Annotated in this window: 22 protein-coding genes; 15 read left to right on the forward strand and 7 right to left on the reverse strand. The window is 70.2% G+C overall.

Features of this window, described 5'->3' with window-relative positions; all coding sequences use genetic code 11:
- Positions 1-72 precede the first annotated feature (72 nt).
- The 3 genes from ACGF8B_RS28665 to ACGF8B_RS28675 all read left to right on the forward strand — a co-directional run bounded on the left by ACGF8B_RS28665 (position 73) and on the right by ACGF8B_RS28675 (position 1986).
- The gene (locus tag ACGF8B_RS28665) at positions 73-534 is read left to right on the forward strand and encodes a MerR family transcriptional regulator (protein ID WP_392744170.1); all 462 of its coding nucleotides are present in this window, start codon (positions 73-75) and stop codon (positions 532-534) included.
- On the forward strand, positions 534-1550 hold the full coding sequence (locus ACGF8B_RS28670) for an aldo/keto reductase (protein WP_392744172.1): 1017 nt from the start codon (positions 534-536) through the stop codon (positions 1548-1550). The genes ACGF8B_RS28665 and ACGF8B_RS28670 overlap by 1 nt, the downstream gene beginning before the upstream one ends.
- 112 nt (positions 1551-1662) lie before the next feature.
- Entirely contained in the window at positions 1663-1986 is a 324-nt protein-coding gene (locus ACGF8B_RS28675; RefSeq protein WP_392744174.1) for a hypothetical protein, read from the forward strand.
- Positions 1987-2058: 72 nt separating this feature from the next.
- Here ACGF8B_RS28675 and ACGF8B_RS28680 read toward each other — a convergent pair whose 3' ends face one another.
- The 5 genes from ACGF8B_RS28680 to ACGF8B_RS28700 form a co-directional block, all read right to left on the reverse strand.
- Entirely contained in the window at positions 2059-2742 is a 684-nt protein-coding gene (locus ACGF8B_RS28680) for a response regulator transcription factor (RefSeq protein ID WP_124717856.1), read from the reverse strand.
- Positions 2739-4085, reverse strand: coding sequence for a sensor histidine kinase (locus tag ACGF8B_RS28685; protein ID WP_392744176.1), 1347 nt, complete (start codon positions 4083-4085; stop codon positions 2739-2741). Before ACGF8B_RS28685 ends, ACGF8B_RS28680 begins: the two co-directional genes overlap by 4 nt.
- Positions 4086-4201: 116 nt before the next feature.
- Complete coding sequence (locus ACGF8B_RS28690; RefSeq protein ID WP_392744177.1) at positions 4202-5170, reverse strand: DUF4429 domain-containing protein; 969 nt, start codon at positions 5168-5170, stop codon at positions 4202-4204.
- 86 nt (positions 5171-5256) lie between these two features.
- A complete protein-coding gene (locus ACGF8B_RS28695; protein ID WP_392744180.1) occupies positions 5257-6468 on the reverse strand; it encodes an alpha/beta hydrolase in 1212 nt (403 codons plus the stop codon).
- Between the two features lie 251 nt (positions 6469-6719).
- Positions 6720-7391 (reverse strand): TetR family transcriptional regulator, encoded by a 672-nt coding sequence (locus tag ACGF8B_RS28700; RefSeq protein ID WP_392744182.1) that lies wholly within the window; start codon positions 7389-7391, stop codon positions 6720-6722.
- Positions 7392-7508: 117 nt separating this feature from the next.
- On the opposite strand from ACGF8B_RS28700, the gene ACGF8B_RS28705 reads away from it, so the two are divergent.
- Entirely contained in the window at positions 7509-9119 is a 1611-nt protein-coding gene (locus ACGF8B_RS28705) for an MFS transporter (RefSeq protein WP_392744184.1), read from the forward strand.
- 187 nt (positions 9120-9306) lie between these two features.
- The gene (locus ACGF8B_RS28710) at positions 9307-9684 is read left to right on the forward strand and encodes a peptidase inhibitor family I36 protein (protein ID WP_392744187.1); all 378 of its coding nucleotides are present in this window, start codon (positions 9307-9309) and stop codon (positions 9682-9684) included.
- 84 nt (positions 9685-9768) lie between these two features.
- Here the strand turns inward: ACGF8B_RS28710 and aceE are convergent, their stop codons facing one another.
- Positions 9769-12510, reverse strand: coding sequence for a pyruvate dehydrogenase (acetyl-transferring), homodimeric type (gene aceE / locus ACGF8B_RS28715; protein WP_392744190.1), 2742 nt, complete (start codon positions 12508-12510; stop codon positions 9769-9771).
- Between the two features lie 471 nt (positions 12511-12981).
- Here aceE and ACGF8B_RS28720 point away from each other — a divergent pair, with 471 nt between their 5' ends.
- From ACGF8B_RS28720 to ACGF8B_RS28745, 6 genes are all read left to right on the forward strand, one after another.
- Positions 12982-13419, forward strand: coding sequence for a DUF3052 domain-containing protein (locus ACGF8B_RS28720; RefSeq protein WP_266746033.1), 438 nt, complete (start codon positions 12982-12984; stop codon positions 13417-13419).
- 267 nt (positions 13420-13686) lie between these two features.
- On the forward strand, positions 13687-14145 hold the full coding sequence (locus ACGF8B_RS28725; protein ID WP_329870545.1) for a peroxiredoxin: 459 nt from the start codon (positions 13687-13689) through the stop codon (positions 14143-14145).
- A 146-nt stretch (positions 14146-14291) separates the two neighbouring features.
- Positions 14292-14867, forward strand: a complete 576-nt coding sequence (locus ACGF8B_RS28730) for a TerD family protein (RefSeq protein ID WP_037696943.1) — start codon at positions 14292-14294, stop codon at positions 14865-14867.
- A 172-nt stretch (positions 14868-15039) separates the two neighbouring features.
- On the forward strand, positions 15040-15615 hold the full coding sequence (locus tag ACGF8B_RS28735; RefSeq protein WP_093542977.1) for a TerD family protein: 576 nt from the start codon (positions 15040-15042) through the stop codon (positions 15613-15615).
- A 70-nt stretch (positions 15616-15685) separates the two neighbouring features.
- Positions 15686-16828, forward strand: a complete 1143-nt coding sequence (locus ACGF8B_RS28740) for a DUF475 domain-containing protein (protein WP_392744194.1) — start codon at positions 15686-15688, stop codon at positions 16826-16828.
- Positions 16829-17000: 172 nt separating this feature from the next.
- Positions 17001-17735: a Tellurium resistance gene (locus tag ACGF8B_RS28745; RefSeq protein ID WP_392744197.1), complete on the forward strand. Its 735-nt coding sequence runs from the start codon at positions 17001-17003 to the stop codon at positions 17733-17735.
- 209 nt (positions 17736-17944) lie between these two features.
- On the opposite strand, the gene ACGF8B_RS28750 is transcribed toward ACGF8B_RS28745, so the two are convergent.
- A complete protein-coding gene (locus ACGF8B_RS28750) occupies positions 17945-18805 on the reverse strand; it encodes a TerD family protein (protein ID WP_392744200.1) in 861 nt (286 codons plus the stop codon).
- 220 nt (positions 18806-19025) lie between these two features.
- On the opposite strand from ACGF8B_RS28750, the gene ACGF8B_RS28755 reads away from it, so the two are divergent.
- From ACGF8B_RS28755 to ACGF8B_RS28770, 4 genes are all read left to right on the forward strand, one after another.
- Positions 19026-20189: an HpcH/HpaI aldolase/citrate lyase family protein gene (locus ACGF8B_RS28755; RefSeq protein WP_392744203.1), complete on the forward strand. Its 1164-nt coding sequence runs from the start codon at positions 19026-19028 to the stop codon at positions 20187-20189.
- Between the two features lie 239 nt (positions 20190-20428).
- Positions 20429-22933 carry a phosphoribosyltransferase gene (locus ACGF8B_RS28760; protein ID WP_392744205.1) on the forward strand — a complete coding sequence of 835 codons (2505 nt, stop codon included), beginning with the start codon at positions 20429-20431 and terminating at the stop codon, positions 22931-22933.
- A 23-nt stretch (positions 22934-22956) separates the two neighbouring features.
- Positions 22957-23787 (forward strand): HAD family hydrolase, encoded by an 831-nt coding sequence (locus tag ACGF8B_RS28765; RefSeq protein WP_392744208.1) that lies wholly within the window; start codon positions 22957-22959, stop codon positions 23785-23787.
- Between the two features lie 54 nt (positions 23788-23841).
- Positions 23842-24501 carry an O-methyltransferase gene (locus ACGF8B_RS28770; protein ID WP_392744210.1) on the forward strand — a complete coding sequence of 220 codons (660 nt, stop codon included), beginning with the start codon at positions 23842-23844 and terminating at the stop codon, positions 24499-24501.
- Positions 24502-24592: the final 91 nt, after the last annotated feature.

Genomic DNA, 24592 nt, shown 5'->3' on the forward strand with positions numbered 1-24592 from the left:
CCGGTGGTCCGCCGGGACCCGTCCCCGATCGCGCTTGCCTAGAGTGCACTCCAAGGTTCTAGCGTGGAGGGCATGACGGTGATGGAGAGCACTTCCGCGAAGGTGGACGCCTGCGCCACGGCCCCGCAGACGCCTTTGCGCCCCGAGGGTCAGGACCGGTACACCATCAGTGAGGTCGCGGCCTTCACCGGGCTCACCGCGCACACCCTGCGCTGGTACGAGCGGATCGGGCTGATGCCGCACGTCGACCGGTCCCACACCGGCCAGCGCCGCTTCACCAACCGCGACCTGGACTGGCTGGACTTCGTCGGCAAGCTGCGGCTGACCGGGATGCCGGTCGCCGACATGGTCCGGTACGCGGAGCTGCTGCGCGAGGGTGAGCACACCTTCGAGGACCGGCAGGAGCTGCTGGAGGCGACCCGCCGCGATGTGATCACGCGGATCGCGGAGCTCCAGGACACCCTGGCCGTGCTCGACTACAAGATCGACTTCTATGCGGGCGCCCGTCGGGCGCCGGAGAGGCCCAGTGCCTGATGACTGACGACAAGATCACCACCGTGGAGCTCGGCGACGGCGGCCCGCAGGTCGGCGTGCAGGGACTCGGCTGCATGGGCATGAGCGAGTTCTACGGCGACACCGACGAACCCGCCGCCCGCGAGACGCTGGAGACGGCGCTGGCGGCCGGCGTCACCCTCTTCGACACGGCCGACATCTACGGCAGCGGCGCCAACGAGACCTTCCTCGCCCCGTTCGTCGGGGCGCACCGGGACGAGATCACGCTCGCCACGAAGTACGCCATCGAGCGCAAGGACGACGACCCGCACTACCGGGGCGTGCGCAACGACGCCGCGTACATCCGCAAGGCCGTCGAGGACAGCCTGCGCCGGCTGAACACCGACGTCATCGACCTCTACTACATGCACCGCCGCGACCCGGCCGTCCCGCTGGCCGAGTCCGTCGGCGCGATGGCCGAGCTGGTCCGGCAGGGCAAGGTCAAGCAGCTCGGGCTGAGCGAGGTGACCGGCGCGGAGCTGCGCGAGGCGCACGCGGTGCACCCCATCGCCGCCCTCCAGTCCGAGTGGTCGCTCTTCAGCCGGGACATCGAGCGCAGTGCCGTACCGGCCGCCGTCGAGCTCGGGGTGACGCTCGTGCCGTACTCGCCGCTCGGCCGGGGGTTCCTGACCGGGGCGTTCACGGACGCGGGCAAGGAGCTGTCGGAAGGCGACTTCCGTAAGTTCCAGCCCCGCTTCACCGGCGAGAACGCGAAGACGAACGCCGCCCTGCTGGAGCCCGTCCACAAGATCGCGGCGGCGCACGGGGCGTCGGCCGCGCAGGTGGCGCTCGCCTGGGTGCAGCAGCGGGCCCAGGTGCACGGGCTGACCGTGGTGCCGATCCCGGGCACCCGCAGGAGCAGCCGGCTGCTGGAGAACGTGGCCGCCACCCGGCTCACGCTGACCGACGGGGAGCTGGCACAGCTGGAGCCGATCGCGGGGCTGGTGGCGGGGGACCGCTACCCGGACATGAGCTCGACGTCCGCCGCCCGCGAGTAGCCGCGTACGGCGGCCCGGGGCCCGGCGCACCCCCGGGCCCCCGGGCTCCGGCGCCGTGGTGAATGATGGTGGCGAATTGCGGTACGGCAATGTTTGTACGAGGGGTGCGGCCATGGTGTTCGTCGTCGTTATTTCCATTGTTCTCGTCGGCGGCAGCATTTCCTACATCGTTCATCTCTTCAGACGCGACAGCAGAATTCGGTCACAGGGGCGGGACATCCGGGCCCTGGTCGAGGACGTCCGTCTCCTCGGCTCCAACGACGGCGGATCCGCCAACATCAAGTACCGGCTCTCCTGGACCGAGGACGGCGTGACCAAGGAGGTGGAAGGCAGGGACACCGTTTCCGCCTTCTACTCGTCGAGGCTCCAAAAGGGCTGCGAGATCGACATCAAATATCTGGACGACAACAACATCATGTTCGTCTTCGACAAATAACCGGGACGTCGCACAGCCGGGACGTCGCACAACCAGGACGTCGCACAGCCGGGACGTCGGGTGGCCGAGGCTTCACCCCTCGCCCGGCACCACCACCCCCGCCTCGTACGCGAAGATCACCGCCTGTGCCCGGTCCCGCAGGTCCAGCTTGGCCAGGACCCGGCCGATGTGCGTCTTCACGGTCTGCTCGGCCAGTACCAGCTTCCCCGCGATCTCCTGGTTGGACAGGCCCCGCGCGATCAGCTCCAGCACCTCCGTCTCGCGCGGAGTCAGCCCGTTCAGCCGCAGCGACTGGCCGCTTCGGGTGGCCCCGGTCGGGCCCTGCCGGGCGAAGTCCGCTATCAGCCGGCGCGTCACGGACGGCGCGAGCAGCGCCTCGCCCGCCGCGACCACCCGCACCGCCGAGATCAGGTCGGCCGGCGGCGCGTCCTTCAGCAGGAAGCCGGACGCCCCGGCGCGCAGCGCCTCGTACACGTAGTCGTCCACGTCGAACGTGGTGAGCATCAGGACCTTCGGCCGGTGCACCACCCCCACCGGCGGGTTCAGCAGCTCGCGGGCCGCCGCCAGGCCGTCCATCTCCGGCATCCGGACATCCATCAGCACCACGTCCGGACGGGTGCTGCGGCCGACCTCGACGCCCCGGCGCCCGTCCGGTGCCTCACCGACCACATCGATGTCGCTCTGCGCCGAGAGCAGCGCCGCGAAGCCCGCCCGCACCATGGCCTGGTCGTCGACGATGATCACGCGAATGGTCAAGAGTCCTCCGGGGCCGGGGGCGTAGCAGGATCGAGGGGCAGCCGCGCCGCCACCCGGAAGCCACCGCCGGGCAGCGGTCCGGTGTCGAGCGTGCCGCCGGTCAACCGTACGCGCTCCCGCATACCGACCAGTCCGTGCCCCGTGCCGGACGCCTCCAGCGGCGAATCGGGCTGCCGCGCACGGTCGTTGACCACCAGGACGGTCAGATGCGTGCCGTCGGAGGTGACCGATATCCGGGTCCGCGCCCCGGGGGCGTGGCGGATCACGTTGGCCAGTGCCTCCTGCACGATCCGGTACGCCGACACGTCCACCGCCTGCGGCACGTCCGGCAGCCGGGCCGACAGCGACAGCTCGGCCGGCAGCCCCGCCCGCACCGTCGCCTCCACCAGCTGCTGCACCCGGTCGAGCCCCGGCTGCGGTGCCCGCTCGCCCTCCGTGCCGTCGCTGCGCAGCAGCGTCAGCAGCCGCCGCATCTCCGTCAGCGACTCCCGGGCGCTCGCCGCGATCGCGGCGAACTCCTCGTGCGCCTCCTCGGGCAGCCCGCTGATCCGGTACGGCGCGGAGTCGGCCTGGACCGTGATCACGGACATGTGGTGCGCGACCACGTCGTGCAGCTCACGGGCGATCCTGGTGCGCTCCTCCAGCAGCGTGCGCTGCGCCCGCTCGGCCTCGCTGATGGTCTCCTGCTCGGCGAGCCGGCGCTGTGCGTCGCCCCGTTCACGTATCACCGCACCGATCACCATGAACACCGCGCCGAGCGCCGGAAGCAGGCCCGCGGTGCCGTTGCTGCGGTCCGTGCCGCCCAGGTGCAGGACCAGGCTCGCCACGGCGGTCAGCGCCCAGACGGAGACCACGGTCCGGCGGGTCTCGCGCAGGGCCACCGCCAGCATCACGAAGAGGTAGGCGATCAGGGTCGGCGGCGGCCACGGCCAGACGGCCATCAGTGGTTCCGGGTACCGCAGCAGTACCAGCGCCCCCACGACGTCGGCGGGGAAGATGATCCACCATGCCTGCAACGGGCGGTGCGCCAGCATCAGCAGCGGCGCCGCCTGGGCGACGGCCAGCAGGCCGGCCAGCCCCTCGGCCATGCCGTATTCGTTGGTCAGCACATTGAGCGTGACCGGAACGAAGATCGCCGCGAGGACGAGGACGGCGATGTACGGCAGCTGCCGCCGCCACCGTTTGGACGCGTTCGCGAGCGGCGGGACCGGGGGATGGGACGGGTGGGCGAGGCCGTGGGCCATCTCGCGCAGATTGCGGCGGGCGGCGCTCACCAGCCCGTCGGCGGCGGGCGGCGGGCGCGGCGGCGCCTCGGGCGGAACGTACGGCGGGGTGGTCGTCATGGCCGCAGCAGCCTAAGCAGCGGACCGGCGCGGTGGCGTCATACCAGGGTTCCGGTTCGCCGCCGGGCCTCTCGTACGGGGGTACTACCCGCCGGTCGCCGCGGCCGCCACGGGGCTCACAGCTCGGCGAGCAGCTGGGCCTTCTTGGCGCTGAACTCGTCGTCCGTCACCAGACCGGCCCGGTGCAGCTCCCCGAGGTGCCGGATCCGCTCCGCGATGTCCGCCGGGTCGCGCCGTCCGGCGCCTGCCAGGACGGCGGCGGGCACGGCAGCGGCTGAATGGTTTTTGCGCACCGATTCCAGCACGGCCGCGGCGAACGGCAGCGACTCGTGGACCGGGCCGTAGCCGAGCCCGAAGACCACCGCGGCCGGGTCCTGATCGGCCCGGGTGGGGCCGGCCGCGACCGGCTGCGGGCCGTGCGCCGCGCCCGGCTCAGCGACCGGACCCGGACCACCGCTCCGGGCAGGCCCGTCGCCCGCGACCGGTCCCGGGACCGCGGCCTCCAGGCCCCTCGGCACCAGCCGCAGATAGCCCTCGAAGGCCTCCGGCGAGCGCCACTCGACACCGCTCAGCTCCGTCACCGGGAACGTCTGGTCGCCGGCCTTCCACTTCGCCGTGGAGGCGCCCGTCCAGAACCAGCGGAAGGAGACCCGGTGCCCGTCGAAGCCGGCCCGGCCGTCGTACGCCTTGAACTGCATCGGTGCCTCGGGCGCCGCGACCAGGAACCGTTCGGCGGGCTCCGCCGCGTCGGGGCCGAGCCGGGCGCGCAGCTCGTCCGCGTAGTACTCGGCCAGCGTCTCGCGCTCGGCGGGGAGCACCAGCCGGTACGGATCACAGCCGTCCTTCAGCTGCCCCGCGGCGGCCTCGACCAGCGGATCGGCGCCCGGTCGCGGCACGGCACGCAGGACCACCGTGCCCCGCTTGCCCGGGGTCAGCGTCACCGACGACAGCGCCGCGTGCGGGACGCGTCGTTCCCGCAGGCTCTGGAAGAGCCTCGGCGTGCGGATCCCCCGTTCGAAGCGGATGAGCACGGAGTCGGTGTCGAACTCCCAGGTGGCATGAATTCCGGCCAGCACATCACCCATGTGCCTCATCGTATGCGGCACTTGCCCCACACGTCCCCCCTCGGCGCACGCTGCGATTCGATGGCCCGCCAGGGCCCCTGCACCCGTCAGACGGCCCGGCCTCCGGTGATTCGTTCATGGCAGGAGCCGTCGGCGGGCGCGCAGCTCACCGATTCGTAGGATCCCGTGCCGATGGCGGCGAAGTTGCCGAGGCTCTCGGTCCCCGGCTCGAAGTAGCCACTGTGCCCGACCGCGTCGCCCGCCGAGACGATCCGCGCGCCGAAGCCGGGGTCGACCGGGTCCGCCCCGTGACCGAGACCGCCGAACTCCAGGTTCGGCACGTCCTCGATCCAGTCGTCGCGATCGCGCATCGCCCACACCCTGGCCCCGGTCCGCAGCTGCGCGGCGTTCTCCACCCGCATGCCGGGGCTGCCGGCCACCGCGATGTCGCCGACCCTGGCGGGCAGTTCGTGTGCGGCGACCCCGCACAGCACCGAGCCGTAACTGTGGCAGAACAACGAGACGGGGGCGGTGCCGGGCAGCGCCGCCACCAGGGCGTTCAGCCGTACCGCCCCGCGCTCGGCGAGGTTGCCCAGCGCCGCGTCCATGCCGATCCCGGCGGGCGTGGTGTAGTCGGCCCAGGCGATGACGGCGGTACGGGTGCCGGGGCGCGCGGCGCGCTCCGCCGCGTACAGCGACTTCGCCATGCCGACCGGGGCGGCGTTCACCTTGGGCTCGGGCCGTTCCAGCGTCAGCAGGTTGGTGTCGACGCCGGGGACGATCACGGAGATCCGCTCGGCCCGGTCGAGACTGCCGAACACCTCTGCGGCGCGGCCCTTCCCGGACGGGTCGAAGGCCAGGAAGTGGCGGCCGCGGGCCAGCATCGAATCGAAGCGGTGCATCCGGCGCACCGCCTCGGCGCGGCCCTCGGGCGAGAGTCGCACATCGTGCATGCGCCGCTGCTCGACCTTCCGCGCCTGCCCCACGGCCCGCCGGTTGGCGCGGTAGCGCAGAGTCACCGGGGCGCCGTTCAGATTGCCCACGACCAAGGGGTACTTGTCCGCCAGCCCGGCGCGCTGCGCGGCCGTGAGCGTGGCGAAGAAGTGGGCCAGCCGGTACGGCGGCGCGTCGGCGTCCGGCAGCGCATGACCCGCCACCCGGCCCCGGGCCCAGGCGGCGAGTGCGACGGTGCGTGGCTCGTCGGAGCGTTGGTGACGTACGGCGGTCCAGCCAGTGGTCGCCAGCATCACGAACACGACCGCGACGGCGAGCAGCGCGCGCCATGCGGTGAGCGTGGGAGAGGAGTCGAAGGAAGTCACTGCGGCCCACATTAGGAGACGCGCGACGACAGCCGTGAAGAGGGTGACGCACATCACTCCGCTGCGGGGAATTCGGTACCACGCTTTTCACGCTGTGTGGTTGTCATACGCACGCTCAGGCGCGCGGAGTGCCCCCCGGAGATCGCATCGGGCCGCCGGGGCACGGCTGTTGTGAAGTCGGTCATGCCGAACCGCTGAGGCGTACGGCACACCGGGCGGGGCGGGCGCGGGTGTTGCCCGGACCCGCGCCGCTACCCGGCCGTCGCGCCGGATTCCGTACGCCAGTTGCCGGCCAGCGCCGGTCCGAGCTGGTCCAGGTACGCCTCGGTCAGGGCGCGCAGTGAGTCCACGCCGGACTCCCGGCCGCGCCCCCAGAGCTGACCGGTCACCCGCATCACCCCGAAGAACGCCGCCACGAGGACCCTCGGCCGCGGGTCCTCGTCCACGTCGAGCCCCTCGCGGCCGGCGATCAGCAGCGCGATCTCGTCCTCCATGGCCGCGCACCGCCGCAGATGGGCGGCGAGCAGTGAGGGGGTCGATTCGATCATCCGGTAGGTACGCATGTGGAGTTCGACCGTGACGAGTTCCTCGATCGTCTCGCCGATGCTGTTCCAGGCGCACAGGAACGCGCCGCGCAGCGCCTCGAACGGGGCCTCCTCGGCGGGGCGCCGGCGCAGCTCCGCCAGGAAACTCGACTCCACCATCTCCTGGATGGCGAAGGCGGCCTCCTCCTTGCCGGCGAAGTAGCGGAAGAAGGTGCGCTGGGAGACCTCCGCCACCTCGACGATCTCGTCGACGGTGGTCTTCTCGTACCCCTGTGTGATGAAAAGATCGAGGGCGGCGTGCAGCAGGGCGTCCCGGGTGCGTCGCTTCTTCCGTTCGCGCAGTCCGGTCGGATACGCGGCCTGCTGCTCATCGGTCACTTAACCGGCCTTCTTTCTCCTGCTTTGTCCAGCTCAGCGTACCTGTGAGCTACGTGACAGTTACTGTCTTGTGAAATGGTTTGTCAACTGTCAGTGGCTGACACTAGTGTCCCCGGCATGACTAGTCAGACCACCGTCGACAAGGCGTCGCGGGAGCCACAGGAAACCGTCGCTCCCGCACCGGCCAAGGGGCTGCGCGGCCACCCCTGGCTGACGCTCTTCTCCGTGGCCATCGGCGTGATGATGGTCGCGCTCGACGGCACGATCGTCGCGATCGCCAACCCCGCCATCCAGCAGGATCTGAACGCCTCGCTCGCAGACGTCCAGTGGATCACCAACGGCTACATGCTCGCCCTCGCGGTCTCCCTGATCACCGCGGGCAAACTCGGTGACCGGTTCGGCCACCGCCAGACCTTCCTCATAGGCGTCGTGGGCTTCGCCGCGGCATCCGGGGCCATCGGCCTGTCCGGCAGCGTCGCCCTGGTGATCGTGTTCCGGGTGCTCCAGGGCCTCTTCGGCGCCCTGCTGATGCCCGCCGCGCTCGGCCTGCTGCGCGCCACCTTCCCGGCCGAGAAGCTGAACATGGCGATCGGCATCTGGGGCATGGTGATCGGTGCCTCGACCGCCGGTGGTCCGATCCTCGGCGGCGTGCTCGTCGAGCACGTCAGCTGGCAGTCCGTCTTCTTCATCAACGTGCCGGTCGGTGTGATCGCGCTGCTGCTGGGCCTGGTGATCCTCAAGGACCACCGCGCCGAGAACGCCCCGCGCTCCTTCGACATCGGCGGCATCGTGCTGCTGTCGCAGGCGATGTTCTGCCTGATCTGGGCGCTCATCAAGGGCTCCGAGTGGGGCTGGGGCGACTACCGGACGCTCGGCTTCCTGGGCGCCGCCGTGGCCCTGTTCGTGGTCTTCGCGCTCTCCCAGAAGAACGTCAGGGAACCGCTGATCCCGCTCGCCATGTTCAAGTCCGTGCCGCTGTCCGCGGGCGCGGTCCTGATGGTGCTGATGGCCTTCGCGTTCATGGGCGGGCTGTTCTTCGTCACCTTCTACCTCCAGAACGTGCACGGTCTGAGCCCGGTCGACAGCGGTCTGCACCTGCTGCCGCTGACCGGCATGATGATCGTCGCCTCGCCGCTGGCCGGCGCCATGATCACCAAGTTCGGCCCGCGGGTCCCGCTGGTCGGCGGCATGGTGTGCACGGCGGTCGCCATGTTCGGCATGTCCCAGCTGGAGATCGGCACCTCCACCCTCACCATGTCGATCTGGTTCGGTCTGCTCGGCCTCGGCCTCGCCCCGGTGATGGTCGGCGCCACCGAGGTCATCGTCGGCAACGCCCCGATGGAGCTCTCCGGCGTCGCGGGCGGCCTCCAGCAGGCCGCCATGCAGGTCGGCGGCAGCCTCGGCACGGCGGTGCTCGGCGCCGTCATGGCCTCCCAGGTCGACTCCAAGCTCGCCGACAACTGGAAGGCGGCGGAGCTTCCGCCGCTGAGCCCGCAGCAGCTGGACCAGGCGTCCTCGGCCGTCGAGGTCGGCATCCCGCCGGTGGGCGGGAACGTCCCGCCGGAGGTCGCGGGGAAGATCGCGGGCGTCGCCCATGACACCTTCGTGTCAGGGATGAGCACGGCGTTCATGGTCGCCGGCATCGTCGCCGTCGTCGCGGCGCTGGTCGCCACGCTCACCAAGCGCGGTGCGAACGCCGAGGCGGGCGCGGGCGCCGGACACATCTGACCGGTCGCCACCGGGACGCCGGGGCACGCGCCCACGCGTCAACACCGTACGTACGACAGCCCCGCCGGAGCGTTCCGGCGGGGCTGTCGCCTATCCGGGTGGTGTGCCCGAAGGCCCCTTCCCCGGGCATTGCCCCGCAGGTCAGGGTGCGTGCAACTGATTCGCACCACCACGGGGGTCGATTTCCATGCGCACGACCGTTCTCGCCACCACCCTGGCCGCCGCCTCGCTGGCCGCCATCGCCCTGATCCCGGAGAGCGCCGCCCACTCCGCGCCCGTCCGGCCCGGATCCTGCGGCGCCGGACAGCTCTGCCTCTGGGACGATCCGGAGTTCACCGGCACCCGCCGGACCCACGAGCTGTCCACGATCGACATCGAGAGCTGTGTCCCGCTGCCGAAGGGCAGCAGCGTCCAGTCCCTCGCCAACCGCACCGGCCGCCCCGTCACCACGTACCAGTCGGCGGAATGCGCCGAGACCGGTGAGTTCGAGACCTACCCGGGCGGCGGCACCTGGGTGCCCCGGTCCCCGTACCAGGTCAGGGCCTTCAAGGTCTGGGAGAACTGACCGGAGGACGGGGATCCGGCCGGATACGCCGAAGGGCGGCGGGACCAGCAGGCCCCGCCGCCCTTCATGCGTCGTGCGTCGTCGTCACGCGTCGCCGCCGGCCGCGCCCGGGTCGGCCGCGGTGACGTCCAGCAGCTCGTACCGGTCGATCGCCTTCTTCAGCAGCGAACGGTCGATCCGGTTCTCCTTGGCGAGCTCGGTGAGCACCGCGAGGACGATCGACTGCGCGTCGATGTGGAAGAACCGGCGGGCCGCGCCACGGGTGTCGGCGAAGCCGAAGCCGTCCGCACCCAGCGACTGGTACGCGCCGGGCACCCAGCGCGCGATCTGGTCCGGCACCGAACGCATCCAGTCCGAGACCGCCACGAACGGGCCCTCGGAGCCGGAGAGCTTCCGCGTGACATACGGGACGCGCTGCTCCTCCTCCGGGTGCAGCAGGTTGTACCGCTCCACGTCCACGGCCTCGCGGCGCAGCTCGTTCCAGGAGGTCGCCGACCAGACGTCCGCCCGGACGTTCCACTCCTCGGCGAGGATCCGCTGCGCCTCGACCGCCCACGGGACCGCCACGCCGGACGCCATGATCTGGGCCGGGATCTCGCCCCGGTCGGCCGCCTTGAAGCGGTACACGCCCTTGAGGATGCCCTCGACGTCCACGTTCTCGGGCTCGGCCGGGTGCTGGATCGGCTCGTTGTAGACCGTGAGGTAGTAGAAGACGTCCTCGTTCTCCTCGGGGGTCCCGCCGTACATCCTGCGCAGACCGTCCTTGACGATGTGCGCGATCTCGTAGCCGAACGCCGGGTCGTAAGCGACACAGCCCGGGTTGGTCGAGGCGAGCAGCTGCGAGTGGCCGTCCGCGTGCTGGAGACCCTCACCGGTCAGCGTCGTACGCCCGGCGGTCGCGCCCAGCACGAAGCCGCGCGCGAGCTGGTCGGCCATCTGCCAGAACTGGTCACCGGTGCGCTGGAAACCGAACATCGAGTAGAAGACGTACACCGGGATCAGCGGCTCGCCGTGCGTGGCGTACGCCGAACCCGCGGCGATCAGCGACGCCGTGCAGCCGGCCTCCGAGATGCCGTCGTGCAGCATCTGGCCGGTCGGAGACTCCTTGTACGCGAGCAGCAGATCGCGGTCCACCGCCTCGTACTGCTGGCCCAGCGGGTTGTAGATCTTCGCGCTCGGGAAGAAGGCGTCCATGCCGAAGGTGCGGTACTCGTCGGGCGCGATCAGCACGAAACGCTTGCCGATCTCCTTGTCCCGCATGAGGTCCTTCAGGATGCGGACGAACGCCATGGTGGTGGCGATCGACTGCTGACCGGAACCCTTCTTCGCGGTCGCGTACGTCTTGTCCTCGGGCAGGGCCAGCGGCTTCGCACGCACCACACGGGTCGGGACGTAACCGCCCAGACCCTTGCGGCGGTCGTGCATGTACTGGATCTCCTCCGAGTCGCGGCCCGGGTGGTAGTAGGGCGGGTAGCCCTCGTCCAGCTGCTTGTCCGTGATCGGGATGTGCAGCCGGTCGCGGAACCGCTTGAGGTCCTCGACCGTGAGCTTCTTCATCTGGTGGGTCGCGTTGCGGCCCTCGAAGTTCGGCCCCAGGGTCCAGCCCTTGACCGTCTGCGCCAGGATCACCGTCGGCTGGCCCTTGTGGGCCTTGGCCGCCGCGTAGGCCGCGTAGACCTTCTTGTGGTCGTGACCGCCGCGGCCCAGGTGCAGGATCTGGTCGTCGGTCATGTCCTTGACCATGTCGCGCAGCCGCGGGTCGTCCCCGAAGAAGTGGTCGCGGATGTACGCGCCCGACTCGGTGGCGTACGTCTGGAACTGGCCGTCCGGCGTGGTGTTCAGCTTGTTGACCAGGATGCCCGTGCGGTCCTGCGCGAGCAGCGGGTCCCAGGAGCGGTCCCAGACCAGCTTGATGACGTTCCAGCCGGCGCCGCGGAACTGCGACTCCAGCTCCTGGATGATCTTGCCGTTGCCGCGTACCGGGCCGTCGAGCCGCTGCAGGTTGCAGTTGACCACGAAGGTGAGGTTGTCCAGGCCCTCGCGGGCGGCGATGGAGAGCTGGCCGAGAGACTCGGGCTCGTCCATCTCGCCGTCGCCCAGATACGCCCAGACATGCGACTTGGAGGTGTCGGCGATGCCGCGCGCCTCCATGTAGCGGTTCATCCGGGCCTGGTAGATCGCGCCGAGCGGGCCGAGGCCCATCGAGACGGTCGGGAACTCCCAGAAGTCCGGCATCAGCCGCGGGTGCGGATAGCTGGACAGGCCGTTGGGCGCCTTCGACTTCTCCTGGCGGAAGGCGTCGAGCTGCGCCTCGCTCAGCCGGTCGAGCAGGAAGGCGCGGGCGTAGATGCCCGGGGACGCGTGCCCCTGGAAGAAGATCTGGTCGCCGCCCAGGCCGTCGTCCTTGCCCCGGAAGAAGTGGTTGAAGCCCACGTCGTACAGCGAGGCGGAGGAGGCGAAGGTGGCGATGTGACCGCCGACGCCGATCCCCGGGCGCTGGGCGCGCGACACCATCACGGCCGCGTTCCAGCGGGTCGCGTTGAGGACCTTGCGCTCGATCTCCTCGTCGCCGGGGAAGAACGGCTCGTCCTTGGTGGCGATCGTGTTCACGTAGTCCGTACTGCGCATCTCCGGCACGGCGACGCGCTTCTCGCGCGCACGCTCGATGAGCCGGAGCATCAGGTAACGGGCCCGCTCGCGGCCTCGCTCGTCGACTGCGGCGTCGAGCGAGTCGAGCCATTCCTGGGTCTCTTCGGGATCGAAGTCCGGGACCTGGCTCGGCAGGCCGCCAATGATGATCGGGTTGCGATCGGATCCGGAAGCCACGCTGTTCCTTCGCTGTTCGGTGGTGCTCTACGGGGCCTGATTGAGGGAGAACATGCCCCCGGGATGTATGCAAGTGCGCCATCACCATCGTGTACCGCGGGGGCGCAAACGTCATCTCTACCGAGGGGTAACCGCCGTGTTGCGAGACATCGCGGCCGGAGCGCGGGGATGGGTCGGGCCAAACCGCAACCATACGCCCAACCCGTCCAAGCGTTCCCAAAGGATGTTCGACTCCGAATGGCGGACCGAAACGGCATAAGCTGTGGAAGGACGTAAAGGGTGTGGACGGTAGCGCCGGGCCCCCGAAGGGGATCTGCCGACAGTGCGGCGACGTGGCAGGGAACGTCACCGTTTAGGCGGTCTCGGACGCCGGGTACTTGCGCGATCCGCCGCTCCCGTGTGGACTACGGCCAACGCCCCGCGCACGCGCGTGGCTCAAGCATTTTCCGAAACATGATCAGGAGGCAACCCGTGAGCGCGACCGCGGACCACGCGGAGGAGCGGACCAACCCGGCAGCACGCCTGGGGTTCGAGCCCGGACAGGTGGTCCAGGAGATCGGCTACGACGACGACGTCGAGCAGGAGCTCCGTGAAGGCATTGAGGCCACCATCGGCCAGGATCTCGTCGATGAGGACTACGACGACGTCGCAGACGTCGTCGTGCTGTGGTTCCGCGACGAGGACGGCGACCTTACGGACGCGCTGGTGGATGCCATTGGTCTGATCGAGGACGGCGGTGCGGTCTGGCTGATGACGCCGAAGACCGGCCGTGACGGATACGTCGAACCGAGCGACATCAACGAGGCCGCACAGACGGCCGGTCTCTCCCAGACCAAGAGCATCAACGCCGGCAAGGACTGGACGGGCAGCCGTCTGGTCACGCCGAAGGCGGCCAAGGCCAAGCGCTGAAACACGCTCGCCACGCATTCGCCTTGAAGGCCCCCGACGGCACCGAGCCGCCGGGGGCCTTCGTGCGACCGGGATCTTCGTGCGGCCCGGGATCCGCGTGCGGCCGGGGATCCGCGTGCGGCCGGGGGACGTGCGGCGGCCCCCGGGCTCGCCGGCCCAGGGCCCGGTCGCCCCGTGCGGGCGCTTCGTGGCTCGCTGCGGGCTCTGCGTAGGGTGGGAGCCACCCGGACAGCCCAGCCCGGTGAATGTAGCGAAGGGACGCTTTTCATGGCGATCGAGGTCGGCACCAAGGCCCCGGATTTCGAGCTGAAGGACAACCACGGCCGGACCGTGAAGCTCTCCGACTTCCGCGGCGAGAAGAACGTCGTCCTGCTGTTCTACCCGTTCGCCTTCACGGGCGTCTGCACGGGTGAGCTCTGCGCGCTCCGCGACGAGCTGCCGAAGTTCGAGAACGACGACACGCAGCTGCTCGCCGTGTCCAACGACTCCATCCACACCCTGCGCGTCTTCGCCGAGCAGGAGGGCCTCGAATACCCGCTGGTCTCGGACTTCTGGCCGCACGGAGAGACCTCGCGGGCCTACGGCGTCTTCGACGAGGAGAAGGGCTGCGCGGTGCGCGGCACCTTCATCATCGACAAGGAGGGCGTGGTGCGCTGGACCGTCGTCAACGGTCTGCCCGACGCACGCGACCTCAACGAGTACGTCAAGGCGCTCGACGCGCTCTGATCCGGCACCGGTGGATCCGCGTGCGACCCGGTGAAAAGCCTGCTTCGCCGGGAACCGGTCACTAGGATCCAGTCGTTGATCGGATGCCAACGCAACGTGGAGGCGCCGGCGTCTGCCGGCCCCCAAGGAAACCAATGGGAGGACTCGTGGGAGTCAGCCTCAGCAAGGGCGGCAACGTCTCGCTGACCAAGGCCGCGCCCAACCTGACGGCGGTCGTCGTCGGGCTCGGCTGGGACGCTCGCACCACCACCGGTGGTGACTTCGACCTCGACGCCAGCGCGCTGCTGACGAATGCCGAGGGCAAGGTCGGCAGCGACGGGAACTTCGTCTTCTTCAACAACCTCAAGAGCCCCGACGGTTCCGTCGAGCACACCGGTGACAACCTCACCGGTGAGGGCGAGGGCGACGACGAGGTCATCAAGGTGAACCTGGCCGGTGTCCCGGCCGATGTCGACAAGATCGTCTTCCCGGTCTCGATCTACGAGGCCGAGACCCGCCAGCAGAGCTTCGGCCAGGTGCGCAACGCGTACATCCGCGTGGTCAACCAGGCCGACAACAGCGAGCTGGCCCGCTACGACCTCAGCGAGGACGCCTCGACGGAGACCGCCATGGTCTTCGGCGAGCTGTACCGCAACGGGGCGGAGTGGAAGTTCCGTGCCATCGGTCAGGGGTACGCCTCGGGGCTGCGCGGCATCGCGCAGGACTTCGGCGTCAACGTCTGAGAAGGCGCGACCGGTCCGGGCCGCCGAGAGGCGGCCCGGGCCACGCCCAAGCAGTACCCCGTCCGGCGCCGCACCCTCGTGCGGCGCCGGACGCGCTCGCAAGACGGCTCGGGGGCCCGGACGGCCCGACGGGCCCGGCAGACGGTTCATCGACTCGGGGAGGACACACACCATGGGCGTCACGCTCGCCAAGGGAGGCAATGTCTCCCTCTCCAAGGCCGCACCCAACCTCACCCAGGTGCTGGTCGGGCTCGGCTGGGACGCACGATCCACCACGGGCGCCGACTTCGACCTCGACGCCAGCGCGCTGCTGTGCCAGTCGGGCCGGGTGCTCGGCGACGAATGGTTCGTGTTCTACAACAACCTCACGAGCCCCGACGGCTCCGTGGAGCACACCGGTGACAACCTCACGGGTGAGGGCGAGGGCGACGACGAATCGGTCATCGTGAATCTCACCCAGGTGCCGGCGCATTGCGACAAGATCGTTTTTCCGGTGTCGATCCATGACGCCGACAACCGGGGCCAGACCTTCGGCCAGGTCAGCAACGCGTTCATCCGTGTGGTGAACCAGGCGGACGGTCAGGAACTCGCGCGATACGACCTCAGCGAGGACGCCTCGACGGAAACGGCGATGATCTTCGGCGAGCTCTACCGGTACAACGGCGAGTGGAAGTTCCGTGCAGTGGGACAGGGGTACGCGTCCGGGCTGCGAGGTATCGCTCTAGACTTCGGGGTCAACGTTTCGTAAAGCCGCGCACGGCGCGGGGGAGCCCCGTACATCTCGGGGGAGACCCGTTACATACACGATGGGGTAGCCAGTGCTTCTGAAAACCTTCGGCTGGTCGTTCGCGGTTACCGCGCTCGGCCTTGCCGCAGCTTGGATCTACGGGGGGTGGGAAGCCTTCGGTGTCGTTGCGATTCTTTCCGTCCTCGAGATCTCGCTGTCCTTCGACAATGCGGTGGTCAACGCCGGAATCCTGAAGAAGATGAATGCCTTCTGGCAGAAGATCTTCCTGACGGTCGGTGTGCTCATCGCGGTCTTCGGTATGCGGCTGGTGTTCCCCGTCGTGATCGTGGCCATCACCGCCAAGATGGGTCCGATCGAGGCGGTCGACCTTTCCTTCAACCAGCCCGAGCGCTACCAGGAACTCGTCACCGACGCCCACCCGGCGATCGCCGCGTTCGGTGGCATGTTCCTGCTGATGATCTTCCTCGACTTCATTTTCGAGGACCGTGACATCCAGTGGCTGCGCTGGATCGAGCGTCCGCTCGCCAAGCTCGGCAAGGTCGACATGCTGTCGGTCTGCATCGCGCTGATCGTGCTGCTGGTCGCCTCGATGACCGTCGCGACCAACGCGCACCAGCACGGCGGCGGTCACGCGGACAAGGCGGAGACGGTGCTGCTCGCCGGTATCGCCGGTCTGATCACGTACCTCATCGTCGGTGGTCTCTCCGGCTTCTTCGAGAACAAGCTGGAGGAGGAGGAAGAGCGCGAGCACGAGGCCGAGGAAGAGGCCAAGCGGAGCGGCAAGAAGGTTTCCTCCGTCGTGCTCGCCGGCAAGGCAGCGTTCTTCATGTTCCTCTACCTGGAAGTGCTCGACGCGTCCTTCTCGTTCGACGGTGTCATCGGTGCCTTCGCCGTCACCAACGAGATCGTGCTGATGGCTCTCGGCCTCGGTATCGGCGCCATGTACGTCCGTTCGCTCACGGTCTACCTGGTCCGCCAGGGCACGCTCGACGACTACGTCTACCTGGAGCACGGCGCCCACTACGCCATCGGCGCGCTGGCCGTTCTTCTGCTGGTCACCATCCAGTACCAGATCAACGAGCTCATCACCGGTCTGACCGGTGTCGTGCTGATCGCCTGGTCCTTCTGGTCCTCGGTCCGGCGCAACAAGGCGATGGAAGCCGAGGGCGGCAACGACGAGGGTTCCAAGGCGGAAGTCCCGTCCGGGGTGTGACCCGGTAGGGATTGAGGAACGCTCTCAGCGGGGCGGTCCGTGAGGCAACGGTTCTCCGGAGACATCCGGACCCGGCCCCGCGGCCGCCCCGCAGCGATGTGGGCGCCCCCGCCGAGGCGCGGGCCGGCCGTGGGACGGGGCACTTTTCTACTGAGATGCATGGGGGTTGGGGATGGCGTTCTGGGACGGCCTGTGGCCGCGGCGGGAGGCACAGTTCGAGTCGGGCAGCGCGGCGACCAACTCCATCGTGCTCACCCGGCGGCACGCCACGGTCTCGCTCACCAAACAGGGGGCGCTGACCGGCAATCTGCGGGTCAACCTCTCCTGGCAGATGCGTACGTCGGACATCATGGGCCGGTCGCGGCAGAGCGGCCGGCTGCTGCGACCGCTGAAGCTCTTCCAGCCCGAACCGGTCCAGGCCCACACCCAGGGCATGGTCAACGTAGACCTGGACCTGGGCTGCATGTACGAACTGAAGGACGGCACCCGAGGCGTCGTCCAGCCGCTGGGCAACCTCCTCGGCGACCTGAACGCGCCACCGTACATCCGGCTCAGCGGGGACGACCGCTTCGGGGCGCCGTCGGGTGAGACGGTCTACGTCAATCTCGACCAGCGCGACCAGATCAAACGACTGCTGTTCTTCGTCTACATCTACGACCAGACGCCGGCCTTCGACCGTACCCACGCCAAGGTGACGCTCTACCCGGGCAACGGCCCGCGGATCGAGATCGAACTCGACGAGCACGCCCCGGAGGCCCGCTCCTGCGCCGTGTTCACGGTGGACAACACCAAGGACGAGCTGATCGTGCGGCGCGAGGTGAAGTTCGTCTACGGGTTCCAGTCGGAGCTGGACCGGCTGTACGGCTACGGCATGCAGTGGGGGCGCGGCTACAAGTCCCGGACCTGAGTGGCCCGGATCCGAGTGGCCCGGATCCGAGTGGCACGGACCTGAGTGGCCCGGATCCGAGCGTCCTGGATCCGGGCGAGCGATCGGGGCCGGTGCGGGCTGGTCCTGAGCGTTCCGGGCCGGTGTGGTTCGGTCCTGAGCGTCCCGGGCCGGTGCGGGCCGGGACGCCGGGGATCGTGCCGGTGCCCCCCCCGCGTCCCGCGTCCGTCTCAGGACCGCACGAACTGCGGCCCCTGCGGCGGCAGCACGAAATTCGGGTCCGGGGCAGGCGCCGCGGCGGCGGCGGGCTGCGGATAGGCGTGGGCCGGCTGTGCGGCGGCAGGCTGGGGGTACCCGTACGCGGGCTGGGGAGCCGGCTGAGCCGCGGGCTGCGGATACCCGTACGCGGGCTGCTGGTGCTGGACCGTGACCTGCGCGTCGGGGCCGGACGCCGCCGGAGGGAACGGGGGCGCGGGCGGGAACCCGGGCACCGACACCGGCGCGGCTGCCGCCGCGGGCGACGGAGCCGGGTCGGGCTCCGCCGCCGCGGTCTCGTCGACCGAGATGCCGAAGGCGGTCGCCAGGCCGACCAGCCCGGTCGGATATCCCTGCCCCACGGCCCGGAATTTCCAGCCATCACCGCGCCGGTAGAGCTCGCCGCAGATGATCGCCGTCTCCTCGCCGGTCTCCGGCTGCACGTCGAAGACCGCGAGCGGCTCCCCGCCGGCCGACGCCGAGTCGTACAGCAGGATGCGCAGATCGCGCACCTGTGCGAATGCGGCGCCGTCGGAGGACGCGGCGACGACCACCTGCTCGACCGAGGCGTCCAGCCTGCCCAGGTCGGCCTCGATGGTGTCCGTGAGCTTCTCGGCGACGCTGCGCTTCGGCAGCCGTCGTACCAGGCCGGAGGGGTGGCGGGGCTGGTTGTAGAAGACGAAGTCCTCGTCCGAGCGCACGCGGCCACCGGCTCCGAGCAGCAGGGCCGAGGCGTCCACATCCGGAATTCCGGCGCCCGGGGTCCAGCGCAGAACGGCCCGTACGGCCATGGCGTCCAGAGGGACGTTCGAGCCTTTCACCATCGCGTGCGTCATGCCCGTCATCCTGCCTGCTGGCTGCCCGTGCGGACAACGCGGGGGGCACACCGGATGTGTCCCGAACAGGCCGGAAGAACAGGGTCCGGGCCGCATCCACCCGTCGGGAAATGGACGAGTTACCCGGAATTCATGCACGTGGGGAACTGTTGACACCCGTCCGTACGTACTATTACCGGCCATACGTTGTCCGGCCGGTCAGGCAGTTCGGGGGAGTTACATGCGTCATTTCGGGCATATTGCGCCCGCTACGAGGAAGGGCCTGTTCTTCCAGGAGCCGTGCGAGTTCGGGCCGGATTCATCGGCCCGCGTGCTGTCGGCCGCCCTGGGAGCGACCCTGTACAGCCCCGCCACCCGGCCCAGGCTTGCTGACGATGTCATCAAGCAGGCCGGGCGCGGCGTTGTCTCGATGGTGCTGTGCCTGGAGGATTCGATCGACGACTCCGAGGTCGCCGGTGCCGAGGAGAACCTGGTCGGCCAGTTCGCCGATCTCGACGCACGGGGCGCCGAGGTGCCCCTGCTCTTCATCCGGGTCCGGGAGCCGCACCAGATAGCCGATCTGGTGCACCGACTCGGTGACACCGTCCAGATGTTGTCTGGTTTTGTACTTCCGAAGTTCACCGAAGAACGTGGCGTGCCCTTCATGGAAGCGCTCGCCGACGCGGAGAAGACATGCGGGCGGCGTCTGTTCGCGATGCCCGTTCTCGAATCGCCGGAGCTGCTGCATCTGGAGACCCGGGGCGAAACGCTCCAGGGAATTGCCCGCACCGTCGACAAGTACCGTGACCGGGTGCTCGCGCTGCGCCTCGGTGTCACCGACTTCTGCTCGGCGTACGGACTGCGCAGGGCGCCCGACATGACGGCGTACGACGTACAGATCGTCGGCGCCGTCATTGCCGACGTGGTCAATGTGCTGGGCCGTGCGGACGGCACCGGATTCACGATCACCGGGCCGGTGTGGGAGTACTTCCGGCTCCAGGAGCGCATGTTCAAGCCTCAGCTGCGCCGGAGCCCGTTCCTGGAGGGCCGGGCCGAGGAGCTGCGTACTGCACTGATCGAGCACGACCTGGACGGCCTGCTGCGCGAGATCGAGCTCGACCGGGCCAACGGCCTGCTCGGCAAGACCTGCATCCACCCGTCGCACGTCGCACCCGTGCACGCGCTGTCCGTGGTCAGCCACGAGGAGTACAGCGACGCCCAGGACATCCTGCGGCCGGAGCGCGGCGGCGGTGGCGTCATGCGCTCCGCGTACACGAACAAGATGAACGAGGTGAAGCCGCACCGCGCCTGGGCCGAGCGGACCCTGCTGCGGGCCGAGGTCTTCGGCGTGGCGAGGCAGGACGCCGGCTTCGTGGAGCTGCTGGCCGCGGGCCTCGCCGAGTGAGCGCCGGGCGGGGCGGCGCACGAGCGCGTCCAGCCGAGTGGGCACGGGACGAACGGCGGAGCCGGGCGCACGGCGACGGCTGAGGTGAACGCGGAGCCGGGCGCACGGTAGCGGCAGGGATGGATGCGGAGCCGGGCGCACGGTAGCGGCAGGGATGGACGCGGAGCCGGGCGCACGGTACCGGCAGGGACGAACGCGGAGCCGGACGATCGGCGACGGCAGAGAAGGAGACGGCGGACGTGGTGTGGTCGGGCAGCTGGGTGACGGAGCGACTGGGCGTCGAGCTCGTCGGTGACGGGAAGCCGGACGGCGACAGGGAGCTGAAGGACCTGCTGGGACTCGCCCTGCGCCGCAACCCCAAGCGGGCCCACCTCCTCGTGTCGAACGTGCTCGGCAAGCACGTGCCGCAGAAGCCCTCCGTGGTGTACGGCACCGGATTCGAGCTCGGCCACAGGGTGCGCGAACTCCTCGGTGACGCCGAGGCGCGCCGGGCCGTCGTGCTCGGTTACGCGGAGACGGCCACCGGCCTCGGCCACGCGGTCGCCGACGGACTGGGCGTGGCACCGTACCTCCACTCGACCCGCCGCCCCGTCGAGGGCGTGGCACGGGCGGGCGGCTTCGAGGAGTCCCACTCGCACGCCACCTCACATCTGCTGCTCCCGGAGGACCCGGATCTGCTGGCGGGCGATCTCGGCCCGGCACCCTTGCCGGGCGCCGTCTCCGACGCGCCGCTGGTGCTGGTGGACGACGAGTTCTCCACGGGCAACACCGTGCTCAACACCATCCGCGCACTGCACGAGCGGTACCCGCGGAGCCGTTACGTCATCGTCGCCCTGGTGGACATGAGGTCACCGGCCGACCGGGGGCGGCTGGCCGAGTTCGCCGCGGAGATCGGTGCCCGTGTCGACCTGGTGGCGCGCGGATCGGGCACGGTCACCCTCCCGGAAGGCGTCCTGGAGAAGGGCCGGGCACTGGTCGCCGCACACGAGTCGGAGGCCGCGGTTCCCGCCGGGCCCGGGGCAGCCCCCGCCCCCCGCACCTGCACCCGGGTGGATCTCCGCTGGCCCGCCGGTGTGCCCGACGGCGGACGGCACGGCTTCACCCCCGCCCACCGGGCCGCCCTGGAACCCGCGCTCCCCGCCATGGCCGTCCGGATAGCCGGAGCCCTGGGCGACGCCCGCCGCGTACTGGTCCTCGGCTTCGAGGAGCTGATGTACGCGCCGCTGCGCCTGGGCACGGCCCTGGAGGACCACACCGACGCCGAGGTGCGCTACTCCACCACCACCCGTTCCCCCGTCCTCGCCGTGGACGACCCGGGCTACGCGATACGGACCCGGCTGGTCTTCCCGGCCCACGACGACCCGGCCGACGGGCCCGGTGACCGGTACGTGTACAACGTCGCGGGCGCCGGCTTCGACGCCGTGGTGCTCGCCGTCGACTCCGCCGCCGACACTCCCGAACTCCACGCCCCCGACGGCCTGTTGGCGCAGCTCGCCGCGCACACCGATCACGTCCTGCTCGCGGTCGTCCCCTCGTACACACCCCCGTACGTCGCCCGGTCGGTCCCCGACCCGCACGCCTCCGAACGGCAGGAACCCCCCATGCTGCCCGAGCCCCTCCGCGGCCCCGACTTCTCCTCCTACGCGCCGGACGAGGTCGGCTGGCTGCTCCAGGACCTCTCGGACACCGAGCTGGAGGCGCCCACCGAGGAGCGCGAGGAGGCGATACAGAGCGGTGGCGCGCACTACGCCGAGTCGCTGCCCGTCGAGTACCAGCCGTCCGACCAGTACCAGGAGCTGTTCAAGGCGGCGCTGGAGCTGTCGGCCGCCCGCGTCGCCCGCGCCGTGGGCACCGTCACCGAGACCGTCCTCGCCGAGCGCACTCCCCGCCCGGTCCTGGTCTCGCTCGCCAGGGCCGGCACGCCCGTCGGCGTACTGATGCGCCGCTGGGCCCGGCACCGGCACGGAATCGACCTGCCGCACTACGCCGTCTCCATCGTGCGCGGCCGGGGCATCGACGCCAACGCGCTGCGCTGGCTGGCCGCCCACCACGACCCGGCGGACGTCGTCTTCGTCGACGGCTGGACCGGCAAGGGCGCGATCACCCGCGAACTCTCCGCGGCGCTCGCCGAGTTCGACGGGTTCGACCCGGAGATCGCGGTACTGGCCGACCCGGGCGGCTGCGTCCGCACCTACGGCACCCGCGAGGACTTCCTCATCCCGTCCGCCTGCCTCAACTCCACGGTCTCCGGGCTGATCTCGCGGACCGTCCTGCGCGCCGACCTGGTGGGGCCCGAGGACTTCCACGGCGCGAAGTTCTACCGGGAGCTCGCGGACACCGATGTGTCCGGCCACTTCCTCGACACCGTCGCCGCGCACTTCGACGAGGTCGCCGACGCCGTGGACGCCGAGGTCAAGGAACTGCTCGCGGCCGACCGCGCGCCCACCTGGGAGGGCTGGGCCGCGGTGGAACGCATCAGCGAGGAGTACGGCATCCACGACGTGAACCTGGTCAAGCCGGGCGTCGGCGAGACGACCCGCGTACTGCTTCGGCGCGTCCCGTGGAAGATCCTCGCCAAGCGTGGGGCGGGCGCGGACCTCGAACACATCCGTCTGCTGGCCGAGCAGCGGGGCGTACCGGTGGAGGAGGTCGACAGCCTCCCGTACACCTGCGTGGGTCTGATCCACCCGAAGTACACCCGGGGCGCGACGGGCTCGGACGGCAGGGCGGTGGAGTCCAAGTGACCACCCGGGCACCCTCGGCCGAAATGGCAACCGCCCCCGTGACGCTCGTCGCGAGCGACCTCGACCGCACCCTGATCTACTCCTCGGCCGCACTCCAGCTGGCCATGCCGGACGCCGAGGCGCCCCGGCTGCTCTGCGTGGAGGTCTACGACCACAAGCCGCTCTCGTACCTGACGGAGACGGCCGCGGCGCTCCTGGACGAACTGGCCCGCACCACGGTCTTCGTCCCGACGACCACCCGTACCCGCGAGCAGTACGGACGCATCCACCTGCCGGGTCCCGCACCGCGGTTCGCGATCTGCGCCAACGGCGGACACCTGCTCGTGGACGGCGAGTCCGACCGTGACTGGCAGCGGCAGGTGGCCCGCAGGCTCGCCGACGAATGCGCCTCCCTCGCCGAGGTCCGCGCCCACCTCCTGGCCGCCGCCGATCCCGCCTGGCTGCTCAAGGAACGGGTCGCCGAGGACCTCTTCGCCTACCTCGTGGTGGAACGCCCGCTGCTGCCCGGGGACTGGGTCGAGGAACTGGGGGAGTGGGCCCTGACACAGGGCTGGACGGTCTCCCTCCAGGGCCGCAAGATCTACGCCGTCCCGGGCCCGCTCACCAAGAGCGCCGCCATGGACGAGGTGGCCCGGCGCGCCGGCGCCACGCTCACCCTCGCCGCCGGCGACAGCCTCCTGGACGCCGATCTGCTCCTCGCGGCCGACCGCGCCTGGCGCCCGGCCCACGGCGAACTGGCCGACACCGGCTGGAGCGCGCCGCACGCCGAAGTGACGGCCGGACGCGGCGTGGCGGCGGGCGAGGAGATCCTCCGGCACTTCCTCCGGGCCGCCGGCGAGGCAAGATCGTCCTGACAACGGACGGGGACGGAGAGGTCACCGCCGATCGACGGACGAGGAGCGCACGGGATGACCAAGGGCAACGAAACCAAGATCACCGACGAGCTGTACGCGTACATGCTGGCGCACAACCCACCGCTCGACCCGGTGCAGCGCGAGCTCGTCGAGACCACGTACGCCCGCCTGCCCGAGCAGGCAGGCATGCAGTCGGCCGAGGAGCAGGGACCGCTGCTCGCCTTCCTCGTCCGGCTGACCGGGGCCCGGTACATCGTGGAGGTCGGCACGTTCACCGGATTCTCCGCCCTGTCGATGGCACAGGCACTGCCCGCCGACGGGCGGCTGATCGCCTGCGACGTCTCGGAGGAGTGGACCGCCTACGGCAGGGAGGCCTGGGAGAAGGCGGGCGTCGCGGACCGGATCGAGCTCCGCATCGCCCCCGCGCTGGACACCCTGCGCGCGATGCCGGGCGAGCCGCACATCGATCTCGCCTACCTCGACGCGGACAAGGGCAACTACATCCCGTACTGGGAGGAACTGGTGCCCCGGATGCGGCAGGGCGGCCTGATCGTCACGGACAACGTGCTCTTCCACGGCAGGGTGACCGACCCGCACGCGACCGGCGGAGCGGCGGCGATCAAGGAGTTCAACGAGCATGTGGCCGCCGACTCGCGGATGGACAGCGTGCTGCTCACCGTGTCCGACGGCCTGACCCTCTCCCGCAGGCGTTAGAGCCGGGGCCGGGGCACCCCGCTCCCGGCCGGGGTCGGGGACACCCCCGCTCTCCGACGGTTCGGGGCCTCTCACTCTCCGGCCGGGCCCG

Origin of the sequence: Streptomyces sp. NPDC047917, assembly GCF_043204345.1 — a bacterium.
Lineage (GTDB): Bacteria > Actinomycetota > Actinomycetes > Streptomycetales > Streptomycetaceae > Streptomyces > Streptomyces sanglieri.